This window comes from Bradyrhizobium sp. AUGA SZCCT0431 (assembly GCF_018131065.1).
In the GTDB taxonomy this organism is placed as follows: domain Bacteria; phylum Pseudomonadota; class Alphaproteobacteria; order Rhizobiales; family Xanthobacteraceae; genus Bradyrhizobium.
In genome coordinates this window covers 21,696-36,560 of record NZ_JAFCLR010000024.1, presented here as the reverse complement: position 1 = coordinate 36,560, position 14,865 = coordinate 21,696, and the positions used below count along the sequence as shown (strand labels likewise).

Below are 14,865 nucleotides of genomic sequence, written 5' to 3'. Positions count from 1 at the left end.
GACCCCCAACGTGCAGACGGCAACCGCCTACCTCGAAACCCTTAATCCTGAGCAACGGCGTGCGGTTGAGCACGGGGCTGCGGGAGGATTGGCGGCGTCACCGCTGCTGGTCATCGCAGGCGCTGGGTCCGGAAAGACCAACACCCTCGCCCACCGCGTGGCGCATTTGATCGTCCAAGGTGCCGACCCGCGCCGGATCCTGCTGATGACGTTTTCACGGCGTGCCGCCTCCGAGATGACCAAGCGGGTTGAACGCATCGCACGCAAGGTGATGGGTGACAACGCCGGGATCATGACGGACGCGCTGACCTGGGCCGGCACCTACCACGGCATCGGCGCCCGGCTACTGCGCGAGTACGCCGAACAGATCGGCTTGGACCCCGCCTTTACGATTCACGACCGCGAAGACTCAGCCGACCTCATGAACCTGGTCAGGCATGAAAAGGGATTCTCCAAGACCGAAAGTCGCTTCCCGACCAAAGGAACCTGCCTTTCCATCTATTCGCGCTGCGTCAATGCCGAGATGCCGATCGAGCAGGTCATTGGCACGTCGTATCCCTGGTGCGCCGGATGGGCGGCGGAACTCAAAGAATTGTTTGCGGCCTATGTCGAGGCCAAGCAAAAGCAGAACGTGCTCGACTACGATGACCTACTTCTCTACTGGGCGCAGATGGTCGGCGACGCCGGGCTGGCCGACGACATCGGTGGCCGCTTCGATCACGTCCTGGTCGACGAGTATCAGGACACGAACCGCCTGCAGTCCTCGATCTTGCTGGCGCTCAAGCCCGGCGGCCGAGGCCTGACGGTCGTCGGCGACGACGCCCAATCGATCTATTCGTTCCGCGCCGCGACCGTCCGCAACATTCTCGACTTTCCCGACCAGTTCTCGCCGCCTGCGAACATCATCACGCTCGACCGCAATTATCGCTCGACGCAGACAATTCTCGCCGCCGCTAACGGCGTTATCGGTCTTGCGAAGGAGCGTTTTACCAAAAACCTCTGGACGGAACGGACGACCGGAGCCAAGCCGCAACTCGTCACCGTCCGCGACGAGGCCGACCAGGCCCGCTTTATCGTCGAGCGCATCCTGGAGAACCGCGAGTCCGGCACGCTCCTCAAGGAGCAGTCTGTGCTGTTCCGGACATCCAGCCACAGCGGTCCGCTCGAAATCGAACTCACGCGCCGGAACATCCCGTTCGTAAAGTTCGGCGGACTGAAATTTCTCGACGCGGCCCACATCAAGGACATGCTGGCGTTGCTGCGGTTCGTCGAAAATCCGCGCGACCGCGTGGCCGGATTCCGTCTGCTACATCTGTTGCCCGGCATCGGTTCCGCAACCGCCCAGCGCGTGCTCGACCGCATGGCGGAGGCCGCCGACCCGATCACGGCGCTCGCGGACATACCGACGCCGCCGCGCGCCGGCGATGACTGGAAGGGCTTCGTCGAGACCTTGGGCAACCTCCGATATTCGGAATGGCCTGTCGATCTGGAACGGGCTCGCTTGTGGTATGAACCACATCTCGATCGCATCCATGAAGACGCCGAGACCCGGCGGGGTGATTTGCTCCAGCTCGAGCAGATCGCTTCCGGATATCCTTCGCGGGAACGCTTTCTGACCGAGCTCACGCTGGATCCGCCCGACGCGACCAGCGACCAGGCCGGCGTACCCCTGCTCGACGAGGACTACCTCATCCTGTCGACGATCCACTCCGCCAAGGGCCAGGAGTGGAAGTCAGTCTATCTCCTCAACGCCGTCGATGGCTGCATGCCTTCTGACCTTGGTGCCGGCACCTCGGCCGAGATCGAAGAGGAACGTCGCCTGCTCTACGTCGCCATGACCCGCGCCAAGGACGACCTTCATCTGGTCGTGCCGCAGCGGTTCTTCGTCCACGGCCAGCACGCACAGGGCGATCGCCATCTCTATGCCTCCAGGACGCGCTTCATTCCTGAAAAGCTACTCGAACTGTTCGAGCGGACTTCCTGGCCGATTGTGCCTGCCGGTATGGCGGCGCGCACCCTCGGCCAAGGGCCGAAGGTGGATATAGGCGCCCGCATGCGGGGAATGTGGCGGTAGCCGGGAGACTCCGAAATGAGATTACTCGCCGCAATGGTCGCCGCATTTGTTTGTTCGCCAGCGATAGCGGCGGACTACCTGGGAAAGGTTCTAGCCGTGTCGGACGGAGACACCTTCACCATGGAAGCCGATGGCGCCAAGGTACGCGTGAGGATCTGCGGAATCGACGCACCCGAACGCGGGCAAGCTGGTTACGGACAGGCCGCCGGCGTGCTGTCGAGCATGATCGAGGGAAGAACGGTCCATTGCCTTCAAGTCGGGGAAGGCACCGTCTGCGACGGGCGGTCCCGACCTACCAGCCGGGACCGCATCGTGGCACAGTGCTTCCTCGACAAGGTCGACATCGCCGAACAGATGACCAGGGCCGGCACCGCGTGCGACTGGTCCAAATTCTCCGGCGGCAGGTACAAGATCAGCGACACCACCTGCTCGCGCAAATAGGATTCGACGCCGTTCAAGGGCCGTTCGTGCGGCCGCCAAAGCAGACGAGACACCCCGTGTGCAATCTCTACTCGATCACCACCAACCAAGCCGCCATAATAGCGCTCTTCCGCGTCGTGAACCGATACGTCGGTAACCTAGCGCCGATGCCCGGCGTGTTTCCCGATTACAAGGCACCGATCGTGCGCAACGGACCCGGGGGCCGCGAACTCGCCACGGCGCGGTGGGGCATGCCATCGTCATCAAAGGCGTTGATGGACGCCACCAAAAAACGAGCCGAAAAGCTGCAAGCCAAGGGCAAGCCGGTCGACTTCAAGGAATTGCTTAGAATGGAGCCGGACGGCGGCACGACCAACATCCGCAATGTGAAGAGCAAACACTGGACCCGCTGGCTCGGCGTCGAGAACCGTTGCGTGGTACCGTTTAACTCTTTTAGCGAGTTCAACAAGGTCGAAGGCGGCGATATCTGGTTCGCATTCAATGACTCCCGCCCCCTCGCCTGCTTCGCCGGCATCTGGACCAACTGGACCTCCGTCCGCAAGGTCAAGGAAGGCGAGACTAACAACGACCTCTTCGCTTTTCTTACGACGGAGCCTAACGCCGAGGTCGGCGCCGTCCACCCCAAGGCGATGCCCGTGATCCTGACGACGTCGGAAGAAGTCGAGACCTGGATGACGGCTCCTCCGGACGAGGTCTTGACCCTGCAGCGGCCGCTTTCGGACGGGTCGCTCAAAATCGTCGCCCGCGGCGTCAAGGAAGATCCCGCTGGGCAGACAACATGACCGACGAGGACGACGACCAGGCCGAGCCCTCGCCCCGCCAACGCAAGATCATCCACATCGACATGGACGCCTTCTACGCGTCCGTCGAGCAGCGTGACAATCCGGATCTCCGCGGCAAGCCGGTCGCAGTCGGTGGGTCCCAGGAACGGGGCGTCGTGGCGGCCGCGAGTTACGAAGCCCGCAAGTTCGGCGTCCGGTCGGCCATGCCCTCGGTAACCGCCAAGCGGCAGTGTCCAGATCTGATCTTCGTGAAGCCGCGCTTCGAGGTCTACAAGGCGGTCTCCCAGCAGATCCGTGAGATTTTCGCAGAGCACACACCGATCATCGAACCGCTGTCGCTGGACGAGGCCTACCTCGACGTTACCGAAAATCTGCAAGGCATTCCATTGGCGCGAGACGTGGCGTTCGCGATCCGTGCGAAGATCAAGGAGGTAACCGGCCTCAACGCTTCGGCCGGCATCTCCTACAACAAGTTTCTGGCCAAGCTCGCCTCGGACCACCGCAAGCCGAACGGTCAGTACGTGATCGCGCCGGAGATGGGGCCGACGTTCGTCGAACCGCTGCCGGTGGGCAAATTCCATGGAATTGGTCCCGCAACGGCCGCCAGGTTCGAGGGTTTCGGCGTACGAACCGGCCTAGACATACGCAATCAGGCGCTCGAATTCCTGGAAGCCAACTTCGGAAAATCCGGAAGCTACTACTACTGGATCTCACGCGGCGTCGACCATCGCCCCGTCCGTTCCGATCGCGTCCGGAAGTCCGTCGGCGCGGAGAATACATTCGCCCGTGATTTGACGCGCTTCGATGAGATGGTCGCAGAACTCGAGCCCCTGGTCGACAAGGTGTGGAGCCACTGTGAAAACGCGGGCAATCGGGGACGGACCGTCACGCTCAAGATCAAGTTTTCTGATTTCGAGATCATTTCCCGCAGCCAGTCGCTTGCGGTGCCTGCGGCCTCTCGGAACGAATTCGCGAGCATTACCGTCAGGCTTTTAGAGAAGTCGATGCCCTTTCCGAAAGCTGTGCGGTTGCTCGGCGTCTCGGTTTCCAACTTCAACGGGAAGAACGAGGAAGCTGCGCAGCTCCCCCTTTCCCTGTAACATTACGTACTCACTCACCTGCTTACCGAATCAGCCGCCATGCCTTGCCTAAGATGCGATAACTCTCATACGATTGACGCCCACCTCATTCCTCGCGCGATGGCCAATGAGGTCGCATCGAAAACCGGTGAAAAGCACATCATTGCCTATTCGGCGTCGGATAAATTCCGGCGCACAAACACCGGCCTCTATGACTCAGACATTCTCTGCGGGTCCTGCGACAATCATTTGGGAAAGAATGAAAACTACGTGATCGAGACGATGAGAAAGGTCCGGGCACAATTTCCGAAGCATGGAACACTCGCCAAGTCGCCAATCGACGACGGAAATGTATTCGTAAGATTTGCCGCGGGGATCGCTTGGAAATACTCCGTTGCGAAGCCAGGCTTCGGCAGGATCAACGTGGGACCCTACGGGGATATCCTGGCGAATGTCGCCTTCTCGGACGAGGCCATTCCCGACTCGATAGATCTCGCCATGATCTATATGCAAGCTGGCGTCGATGAGGTGTTTTTCTATCGAACGCCGCTGCCGGATCGGCAGTCCGGCGTCAATTTGATCCGTTTTAGCGTCGGAAGCTTCCTGTACCTCCTGAAGGTGGACAAGCGGCCGAACCCTCCGGATCCGCCCAGTCAGGTTTGGCTGAGGAATAAATCAGCCGTCGTTTTTCCCGTCTTGCCGGCGCACGAATTTGAAGAGTGGACGAAGCCATTTGGGATCAGAGGAAGACCGCAAGTGCGCTCATATTTCGACCGGTTTCAGAAATAGGACTACCCGGGAAATCCGCCCGGGCGGTCTATCCCGCCGCGACAGGTACTAGTCGCGAAGCACGACCGGCCAGTGCAGGCCGCAATGAGCAGGGCGGACAGAGCTAAAGCCCAATAGCAGAGGCGTCAGCTCTGCCGCATGGGCCGTCATGATCCACTTGGAATCGGCCAAATCCACCATCGGTTCGCAGAGATGCGTACTGGCAAGGAAAGGGTTGTGCGTGTGCGTTCCGCTCGCCAAGCATGGGCCTCTATCGGACGGAGCGATCTAATGGAACAACTGCCGACCGACTGAAGCTGGCCTACCCTCAAAGTTCGGCCGCGAGCTCCAGGTACCTGCAAAATGCATTCGCAAGCTGCATTTGCCTAGGTGTCCGGCATTCCGCCTCGAACAAGCGCGGCGAGGCCACGACGATGCAGATGCATTTCGCTCGCGACGTCGCGACGTTCAAACGGTTCGCGCTGTAGAGAAATTCCATGCCGCGAGGCGCGTCCGCGTGGCTCGACGTCGTCATGGAGTAGATCACTATCGGTGCTTCCTGGCCCTGGAATTTATCCACCGTGCCTATGCGAGCACCGGGTATCCTTTCCTGCAGCTCGAACACTTGTGCATTGTAGGGAGCGATGATCAATATGTCGTCCAATGCGATCGGCGCTTCTCCGCCGCTGCGGTTAATCCATGTTGTGCCGGTACCAAGAATTTCCGCGACCAGATCGCGAACTTCGTCGGCTTCTTCCGGCGAGGAGCTTTGGTTGCCGGAATGATCTACCCCGAGGTAGCGGAGCCCGTTGCCATTCACCCTTCCCGTAGACTTGATCTGTTGATTCTCGAGACCCTGCTGGGCGCGCAGACGACCGTCGTAGAATAGCTCGGAGTTGAACGCACAGATCGACGGATGCAGTCGCCAGGTTTGCTCGAGGAAAAGTCCCCGTTCCGGCGGCACCGTGGCGTGTGAGCCGAGGATGTGATCCAGCGCAGAAACGTCCACACCGTCGGGATGACTGCCCTTGATCGGCTGCTCAAGTTGCCGCGGATCCCCCAGCAGAATGACGCTTTCAGCGGCCTGCGATACCGCCAATACGTTCGCCAGCGACATCTGGGCAGCTTCGTCGATGAACAGGACATCGACGCACAGCCTGGCGTCGGGTCGCGCCCAGAACCATGCCGTACCGCCCCCCACTTGGCAGTCCGCACCGAGAGCCTGCAAGAAGGTAGAATTGTCGGTCGTGAACCGCAGACCTGGAAGGTCGTTTTCCTTGTCGGGCACGTTCTGAATGCACTTGATCTTTAACCCTTGCTCGTCGGTTGCCACGACGACCCCGTCGAAAAGATTGCGGATCACCTTGTGACTATTGGCCGTGATTCCGATTCTCTTGCCTTCTCCGGCCAGCGTGCAAATCATTCTCGCGCCGGTAAACGTTTTCCCTGCACCGGGTGGTCCCTGCACCGGGAAGACGCTTCGATCCAGGTTGCGGGCGATCCGGATCGCGGTCGCAAGAATCGCTTCGCCATCGCACTGGATTTCTTGCCCCCGAAGACGCGGCGCGACGGCGAGCAGTAGATCGCGGCAGGCGCGATGCTCCCCGTCACCTTCCATGCCGTGGTCGGCCACGTACTCCCCGATCCGCATCAACGACTCGGCAAGTACCTTGGTATTCACGAAGCTATGGGCAAAGACCGCGTCGGGATGAAAGTCTGCCGTATCGCCGCGCTTCTTGACGTCAATCGTCCGATCATCGAATGAAACGGCGACGGCGCGGCCAAATTTTTCACCCCCGACGCTCCTAAGCTCGCTGTCGGCTCGGATGTCGGTATCTTGCAGAGCGAACTGATAGCGATGGATAGGCACCTTGACGGTACCTCCGACCTGTTTGACGAACGTAAGATCGGCTAGGCCTGCGCGCTCGTGCAGCAAATCCTCCGAAGAAAGATCGCGGAGACGGAAATACTCCCACCAGACGGCCTTGTTCTCACGACCGTGCCAATCCAACATGAAAGCGAGGAGCCATCGGGCCTGCTGATTGCTTGTTCGCTCGGCGACGTCGTCGGGCACGCCGTCCGTTAGCCGCGCGACGAGCGCCGCGACCCTTTTCTGCCAATCATCGAGCTCTTCGCTGATTTCTACCGCCGCTGCGGACGGCCGCTCTATCGTCGCCCCTCCCGCGATTAGCTCGGCTCGGACCGACTCCAGCCAATTTCTCAATGCTCGCGTGGAAGCACAGTCGTCGCGGTTGTAGCCTATTATCGCAACCTTATCCGCTTCCGCGATACCGTCCGGGTCGGCCATTTCGAGACGCGCCTGCGTCCTCGCCATCACCGCACCGACGTCTTCCAATGGCACGGTCCGCGCGAAGGCGTAGAGCGGCTCAAGCTTCTTAATCGAGTAGCTTTCCACGCTCGCGCGGATACCGTGCCGAACGACCGCGTAGAGATCGACGAACGTTTCAGAGCGCAGGAGATTGTCGACCTCGCTCTCGCGGGAGGCGTACCGGCCCATCAGGCGCTTCATGGCGGCGGGTTCGTATGGCGCGTAGTGATAGATACGCAGATCGGGAAAGGTTCTGAGTCGCTCGGTCACGAAGTCGACGAACCGCTCGAACGCTGCTCTTTCATGCTGTCGGTTCGAGGCCCAGTCACCCACGTACCGCTCCGATCCATCGGCTCCCAGGTAGACGTAGCCGAACAGGAATTCCAGACCGCCGTCACCCACGAATGGATCGCCCTCGAAATCGAAGAAGATGTCGCCGGGCGACGGTTCGGGAAGACGTGCAAGACCGAATCCCGGAACCGGCGGCAGGGTTTCGTGCAAGACAAGACCCTTCGCCCGGCCATCGACTTGTATTCTCGCTTGCTCCCGTACCTTTTCGTAGCTTTGGACGGCACCGCGATCGGGCCGCCAGGGGAGCGGAATGGCCAGCACGGCAAGAGCGGCCACAGTCGGAACGCCGCGCCTTGCCAATTCCGCGATCTGGGTTTTGCTGATGCCCGCGACAAGGGAAAGGTGGTCGTCACCTCGCCTTTTCTCGTCGCAGCGGCGGCGCCATTGGCAGATCTCGCAGTGCTCGATCGGGTCTGGATAGGCGCCGCCAGCGACCGCGCCCGACGACACCGCCCGTTCAAGGCTTCCTCGGACGTGTCGGTAATATGCTGCGTAGTCAGCGATCCGATAGGCTTCCGGCACAAAATTCGTACCTGGCGTGACCACGAAGGCCGAAGCCGGATCGAGCTTCTGTGTTTCCGCCAAGAGGTTGGAGTAAAGGGATATCTGCAGGATCGTGTTCCCCTTCGTTTCCCGGGCGAGCTTGGTGTCGATCACTTCGTAGGACCATGCTCCGAGCCAGCTGGGCGTATCCACTCGACGGAGGACATCGGCCCGACCATTCCACCTGCCGGCTTGAAGCGCACCTTGAACGATGATGGCATCGCCCCGGCCCATGGCTTCGATCGTCGCCGCGACCGACTTGGCGTCAACGCCTATCCCTTCGACGACTGTTATGGCCGAGCCACCCGATTTGAGGTGTTCGATGAACCCCTGCTCATGAAGTTCGCCTCGCTCGGCCAGCACTTCCAGGGCGGGATCCCATACTTTGGGCCTCTCCAATTCGCCGTTCGCTACCTTGAGATCGAGTTCGGTCAAGTAGCGACAGTTGAGATGTCCCACCAAGTCGCCGGCACTGAGGTTAAGTTCCGCTCCGAACCGTTGCATGTGCTTCCCTGTATTTCAGCGCCCTCGACGCCGCCTTTGTCCTGTGGAGACACCGCTATAAGCTTCGCGCCATCGCGGATACTTCGCTTATTTCTCCGGCATTTTGTCTGGCCCATAGCGATCTGGCGAGGCCTTGCGGAACCTGTTCTCTGAATTTGCCCGCTGCTATGTTCTCCACGAACGCGGCGATCTTTGCGGTATCTATAGCATTTTCCGCCGCCAACCCTCGTAATCTGGGTAAAGCTTCCGTCGCATTGGTCTTCGCGAGTGTGAGCCCGAGATCATGGACGGCGCCCGGAAGTCCCGCCATCGCGGCGGCGGCGCCGAAAACCGCAGTGGCCTGCGATCCGCGCCAAAGAAAAACATGCATATCTTTTTCTTCCTGTACTACCCTCACGGTTTCGAGGCCGAGAGTGCGGAAGGTCTCCCGTCCCTCAGCCAACAGCTCCTTCGCCTTGTCGTCGAGGTATTGAGGCTCGTCCGAAGACAGATAGACCTTCCGCATTTCGAGCGCCAACCGGTCATGCAGGCGCTCGCCATCGGCCCTCTCGAACCGAGGCACTACACCGCCGGGATGTGGCGCCACGAACAACGTATTAGTCTTTTCGTCGAGGTCCTGCACTATCCAGCGTTGGCCCGCGAAGACCACCAGGCTGTCCTTGTGGACCGGGAACGAGATTGGCAGCGTACCCAGCGTTCGACCGCCGACGGTCAATCTCCATTCATCGGCCGACTCGAAAACGGCGAAGAAGTTGCGCGACTGGACGATCAGTTCGCCTTTTTCCGCCAACATGAGTATCCCGTCTGGCGACTGTTCGATAAACTGAACTGTCTGGGACGCAAGGTTCCGCAGGAGGTCCGCGAATTCCGCCGTCGAAATCGAGGAGAACGGACCCGGACCGCACAACAAATCGTACAAAGGTCGAACTCTTATTCCCCCACGCTCGGCGATGACGGACAGTATTTGATGGATCAGCGTCGATGCGACCTCGGGACTCTGGCTGGCCGGTTCGACGAATCTTTCGAGGAGCAGCCGCACGACCGCTACCGAGCGGATCGTATTTGGCCGTAACCGGTCCAGAATTCCGGACTTGCGATCAATATTTGGTTCGCGAAGGTACACCCGAAGAACCGAAGGCGTGCCTCTTCGTCGACCCGTTCTCCCCAAGCGTTGCTTCAACGAGGATAGCGATCTTGGCGCTCCGATCTGGGCAACGGATTTCACAGAGCCGATGTCGACCCCGAGTTCCAAGGTCGACGTGCAAATGGCCGTCGTGGGCAGTTTCCCGTCCTTCAAGCGATCCTCGAGTTCCTCCCTCAGCGACTTCGAAAGGCTACCGTGATGAGGAAAGAACTCATTCGGTACGCTGGCCTTTTCGCACCGCCTCCTGAGCCGATCCGCAGCAGATTCGACGGTCCGACGTGAACCTCCAAAGACCAGATTGTTTGTCCCGCGAAGCGTCTCAAAGAGGTGATCCGCAATACCGTCGAGAGCTATCTTTCTGGGCGCCTCCTCGGCCCCTGCTGCTCCTTCAGCATGATCTGGATCGTCCAATTCCGGAGGCTCCACGTAACCCCTGACCTGGAGCCGCAGTTCGGGAGCGTCGGATCTCGCCTCCAGAATTTCAACGGCTTCAGGCGTCGCAGGACGCAGCCATGCGGCGGCTTGCGGAAGGTCGCCGATGGTTGCCGACAGGCCGATACGTCTGGCCGGTCGTTGCGACATCGCGTCGATCCGGCGAAGGAGACTGGCAACGTGAAGGCCCCGCGGCCCCTGCAGAAAGGAATGGACTTCGTCTATCACGATGAAAGCTGCTCCCGACAGGAGACGCTTCGCGTCGGCCGGGCGTCGCGTGAACATGGCCTCTATCGACTCGGGCGTAATGAGCGCCACGCCCTGCGGTTTGGACAGCGCCTTCTTCTTTTCGGACTGCGGGGCGTCCCCATGCCATTTCACGACCGGAATGGCCATATTCTCGCACAGGTCGTCCAATCGCTTGAACTGATCGTTGATCAGGGCTTTCAACGGACTTACGTAAAGAACCGAAAAGCCAGGCTCTTTCCTGTCCGCTACGCTGGTGAGGATCGGTAGAAACGCCGCTTCCGTTTTTCCCGCTGCAGTCGTCGCTGCAATCAGGATGTCGCGATCGCCGTCCAACACCGAGATGACGGTGCGTGCCTGGATTTCCCGCAGTTCGTCCCAACCTTGATCCCTGATCCAGCGGCGGATCGTCGGATGAAGTCTTTCATACGCGCGTTCAAGAGTTGAGTCGGAGGCTGGTGAGTTCATCGCCGTCTCCGTTCTCTTCGGGAGCCGCTTGGTCCGGAGCATCCGGTGCGATCGGAATTCGATCGAGGAGGTCATGCCAACGGGTGCCTGGATTCTGCTCGAGCACCGACAGCATGTGGACGAATGCCTTCACCGTGGATCTCGGAGTACGAAAATACGCCTCTCCGATCTTGCTGTCGCAGTGCTCCATGAAGGCGGTGAGCGCCTCATCGGGAACGAGAAATTTGGATGGATCGCCGCTCGCAAATACCATCCTGATATTGCCGAGCAGCACGAGTAGGTCCTCCGGCGTAAGGCTTTGGAGCCGAATGACGGGCCCCGATAGATCGACGAGTCCATCTTTCGCGAATGTATTTTCCGCGAGCCTGGACTGGAGCGCCTCGTAACTGAAAAGCCCGCGACGGGTATCCAACAGGAACTCGGGTGTGCCGCACATGATGAACCCGAGCCCGGACGTGGTCCCCTGGAGTGAATCGTTCACGATATCGAGGAGTTGTTCGTAATTCTGTTTTCGAGCTTGGGAATTCTGAAGCTTGTAGATGTTGGCCATCTCGTCGAACATCACCAGGAGGCCCGAATATCCCGCAACCCGAACCAGGCAGGCCAACGACTTGAGACAATCGTAAACGTTGTCATCGTCGACGATCGTCCTCACGCCAAGATCCTTTCTGGCGTCCGTTTTGGTCGAGTATTCCCCGCGCATCCAACGTACCGCGGCTTCCTTTAAGGCATCATTGGATTCCTCGCTGCCCCGCCAATACGCCTTCAAGACCGTGGCAAAGTCGTACCCCCCGACGAATTGAGTAATCGGGGCGAGCTTCTGATCGATCAGGCTCTCTACGGGCATTCCTTTCTCCCCGGCCTCCTTCGCAGCGTCGGTCACTAGCCGCTCGATTACGCTCTGCAGCGCGCCGCCTTCGGGTTTGTTCCGCGTGGCCATATTGTTCACGGCTTCGGCGTAGAGCGCCCGCGCCTGGCCGCCGCTCGCATGTATCCGCCTGTTCGGCGAAAGGTCGGCATGCATTGTCACGCACTTGCGTTCGAGAGCGATGAGCCGGACGATGCTCGCGAAGAACGTCTTGCCAGCGCCGTACTCTCCTATGACGAACCTCACCGCCGCCCCTGCATCTGCGATCCGGTCGATGTCGCGTAGCATTGCCGCGATTTCCCCGGCGCGTCCGACCTGGATATGCGCCAATCCCACGCGCGGAACGACGCCGGCCGACAATGCCTGGATGATGGTGTCCCGTTCCCGGGGTCGGATGGTCTTGGCCGACTTGGTCATGCAGCTTTCTCTTTCATCTCGGCGATCCGTCCGCGCAGATGCGGGCTAACGACCACTTCGTCGCCGTCTTCGATCAGCGGTTCGTCGAAATGGTCGAACGACCAATCATTGATACGCTCGATGGCGCCGTCCGGCAGCAATCGTATCTCTTTTGCGTGCCGCTCGAACTCCGACCGCGTCATCGACCCGCGCAATTCCAGCAACTCCACCAGTTCGGTATGCGGCCCGTCTAGTCCTTCGAATGCGGCGACCTGTTGGGACGTAGCCGCCGGCGGAACCGCGACCGTCTCCTCGGCAAAAATGCCGGAAAGCAATACCGATACTTCCTCGGTTTCCCGACGGGTCCGTTCCAATCGTGCAGCATTGATGTTGATGCGACTTGCGGAGGATGGCGGCGCCTTTGACGGTTCGCTCTTTGGTATGGGTATGCCCGGGATCCGCATTTCTTCGCTGATGGAGACGGGCTCGTCCGACTTCGCAGCGGTGACCCGGTGGAGGCTCGCGTAGACATTCTCCTTTGGCAGGCCGAGAGATTTGTGAAGTCGCTCCAGGAATTTGACCTCGCTTGCATCGACATTCGGATTGCCTCCTATCACCGAGACGGCGGCATCTGCGATCGCCTGGCGTTCGCTCTGACTGGTTTCAGCGAGCTTGCGCATCACGCGCGCCTGCTTCGGCGGACTATTGAAAGTCGTCACGGCGAATGCGATCAGTCTCGCCTGTTCCACTCCAGAAAGATCAGTATCGTCGCGAATTCGCGCAATTGCGCGCTGAAGTTCTTCGTAAGAAGCATCTCCGTCGGCCGCAGCGGCAAGAACCGCGACTTCGACCTGCGCCCTCATTGCGCGAAACGGAGATCGCGTCGGATCGACCGGACCTCCGTTTGGAGCCTTGAATACGAATACCTGCTCATCTGCGCGGGGAACGGTGCTGCCGTATCGGCGGTCCGGTTCGATGGCCACCCCTATGGTGTCTAGCGCCCGCCCGAGTTCGTCGGCCGACGTTGCAGGGATCTTGCCGTCGGCGGGAATGTCGATGCCCGCCATCTCAAAGAACACTTGAGCAGTGCTGCTTCCGCGGCCCTGGCTGCCCATAACCGTCTCGACGCGCTCCCGAAAATCGGCGATGGGACCAGAAGTCGTCGAACGCTGCATGTCGGCGGGGAGTAGAGCGGCCGCCGCCATCGAGTTCCGCGCGGATGGCTTGCGGCCGACCAAACGGCTGAATGCATCCAGTTCATCGGTGCAATCGGCGATCATCGTGCGCAGGTCCGCCAGCACTTCCGTTACCGTGCTGATGTCTCCGTGCCTTTCGTGCGGGCCGCGGACCTCTACCTCGAATGCTGCGCTCGCGGCCCGGTATCGCAACGAAATGCCTGCCGTCGGACGAATGACGAGCCCTCCGACAAATCGTTGCTCGAACCGCAATCCCCAAAGCTCGACGAATTCGTTGAAGCAACGAACTGCGGGAGTGCGAAGGTACGTGTCCGGCGTCGCAAGGACCCATCGCAACGCATCCTCGGCGGACAACGCTGGCGATTGGGCAAGCCGTTCGCCAAGATGAACTTGCGTGGCGACGTCCATTTCCGGGCCTGCAGCTCGCTCCGGAGACAGCGCCGGAAGTTCAGGACGCATTCCACTAGCGATCGTTGCTAGGGCCAGGAAATTGGTCGCGTACGTTCGGAACGAATTGTTGGAGCCGTAGACGGCAAGCAGTCTCTCGACTTCCCGGATGAGCAACGACGCATCGTCGCCTCGTTCGACGAATACGCGATGCTCAAGTCCATAAAAGAACATGAAGACATGACCGATGCCGTAGGCCGGATGCCGCCTTCCGCCGGCCATCCAATCGAGAAAGGCACGGCGTGCATCTGGAGACATTCTTGCATACGACGGCCAATACGACATTGTCTGGCCTTCGACATCCGCAGTCCTGCTGGACGCCGGAAGAGTTGGATTGATCGCGTACTGGTCCGTGCCGGCGCCATCAAGAGGTATCCAGGCGCCGAAATAAAAAAGCCCGCCCCCGATTTCGGTGCTTCCGACTTTCACTCGTTCGGATGCGGGTATCCAGACGGCAGGCTTGTCGCTGGCACGCGACGGGCGGTCGGAGGCTCTCCCCGCGCTGGCGACAAGTCGCGGTTCCGGCGTCCTCTGGGGGAGTCCTGCCTTTCCGGATCTGAACCTTGAAACGACATAGGCAAGGAGAAGAATGCCAGAGCAAACAAGGGCGAAGGCGGCAATCGCCTGGGCATGGTAGACAATAAACCGATAGACCGCCCCGACCGCAGCGACCAAAGCAACGAAAACGACCAAAAAGATCGTGCCATCCTGAGAAGATTTGCCCCGCCGCCGCCCCATGCCCCGAACCGTGATTTCCAGCCTCCGGCGCCGCCCTAGCGCCACCGCGCGATATTTGC

9 protein-coding genes are annotated in these 14,865 nt (G+C 60.2%); 5 read left to right on the top strand and 4 right to left on the bottom strand.

Going from position 1 to position 14,865, the window contains the following annotated elements; genetic code table 11:
- The first annotated feature begins 10 nt into the window (after positions 1–10).
- From JQ567_RS22910 to JQ567_RS22890, 5 genes are all read left to right on the top strand, one after another.
- Entirely contained in the window at positions 11–2,074 is a 2,064-nt protein-coding gene (locus tag JQ567_RS22910) for an ATP-dependent helicase (protein ID WP_212440890.1), read from the top strand.
- A gap of 96 nt (positions 2,075–2,170) precedes the next feature.
- On the top strand, positions 2,171–2,515 hold the full coding sequence (locus JQ567_RS22905) for a thermonuclease family protein (RefSeq protein ID WP_212440889.1): 345 nt from the start codon (positions 2,171–2,173) through the stop codon (positions 2,513–2,515).
- Positions 2,516–2,571: 56 nt separating this feature from the next.
- Complete coding sequence (locus JQ567_RS22900) at positions 2,572–3,297, top strand: SOS response-associated peptidase (protein ID WP_212440953.1); 726 nt, start codon at positions 2,572–2,574, stop codon at positions 3,295–3,297.
- Positions 3,294–4,397 (top strand): DNA polymerase IV, encoded by a 1,104-nt coding sequence (gene dinB, locus JQ567_RS22895; RefSeq protein WP_212440888.1) that lies wholly within the window; start codon positions 3,294–3,296, stop codon positions 4,395–4,397. The genes JQ567_RS22900 and dinB overlap by 4 nt, the downstream gene beginning before the upstream one ends.
- A gap of 99 nt (positions 4,398–4,496) precedes the next feature.
- Entirely contained in the window at positions 4,497–5,165 is a 669-nt protein-coding gene (locus tag JQ567_RS22890; RefSeq protein ID WP_212440887.1) for a hypothetical protein, read from the top strand.
- A 307-nt stretch (positions 5,166–5,472) separates the two neighbouring features.
- On the opposite strand, the gene JQ567_RS22885 is transcribed toward JQ567_RS22890, so the two are convergent.
- From JQ567_RS22885 to JQ567_RS22870, 4 genes are read right to left on the bottom strand one after another with little or no spacing between them, the layout of a single operon-like run.
- The gene (locus JQ567_RS22885; RefSeq protein ID WP_212440886.1) at positions 5,473–8,871 is read right to left on the bottom strand and encodes a TM0106 family RecB-like putative nuclease; all 3,399 of its coding nucleotides are present in this window, start codon (positions 8,869–8,871) and stop codon (positions 5,473–5,475) included.
- Between the two features lie 55 nt (positions 8,872–8,926).
- Positions 8,927–11,161, bottom strand: a complete 2,235-nt coding sequence (locus JQ567_RS22880; protein ID WP_212440885.1) for a DEAD/DEAH box helicase — start codon at positions 11,159–11,161, stop codon at positions 8,927–8,929.
- Entirely contained in the window at positions 11,130–12,446 is a 1,317-nt protein-coding gene (locus JQ567_RS22875) for an ATP-binding protein (protein ID WP_212440884.1), read from the bottom strand. The genes JQ567_RS22880 and JQ567_RS22875 overlap by 32 nt, the downstream gene beginning before the upstream one ends.
- On the bottom strand, positions 12,443–14,761 hold the full coding sequence (locus JQ567_RS22870) for a TerB N-terminal domain-containing protein (RefSeq protein ID WP_249165636.1): 2,319 nt from the start codon (positions 14,759–14,761) through the stop codon (positions 12,443–12,445). Before JQ567_RS22870 ends, JQ567_RS22875 begins: the two co-directional genes overlap by 4 nt.
- Between the last annotated feature and the right edge of the window lie 104 nt (positions 14,762–14,865).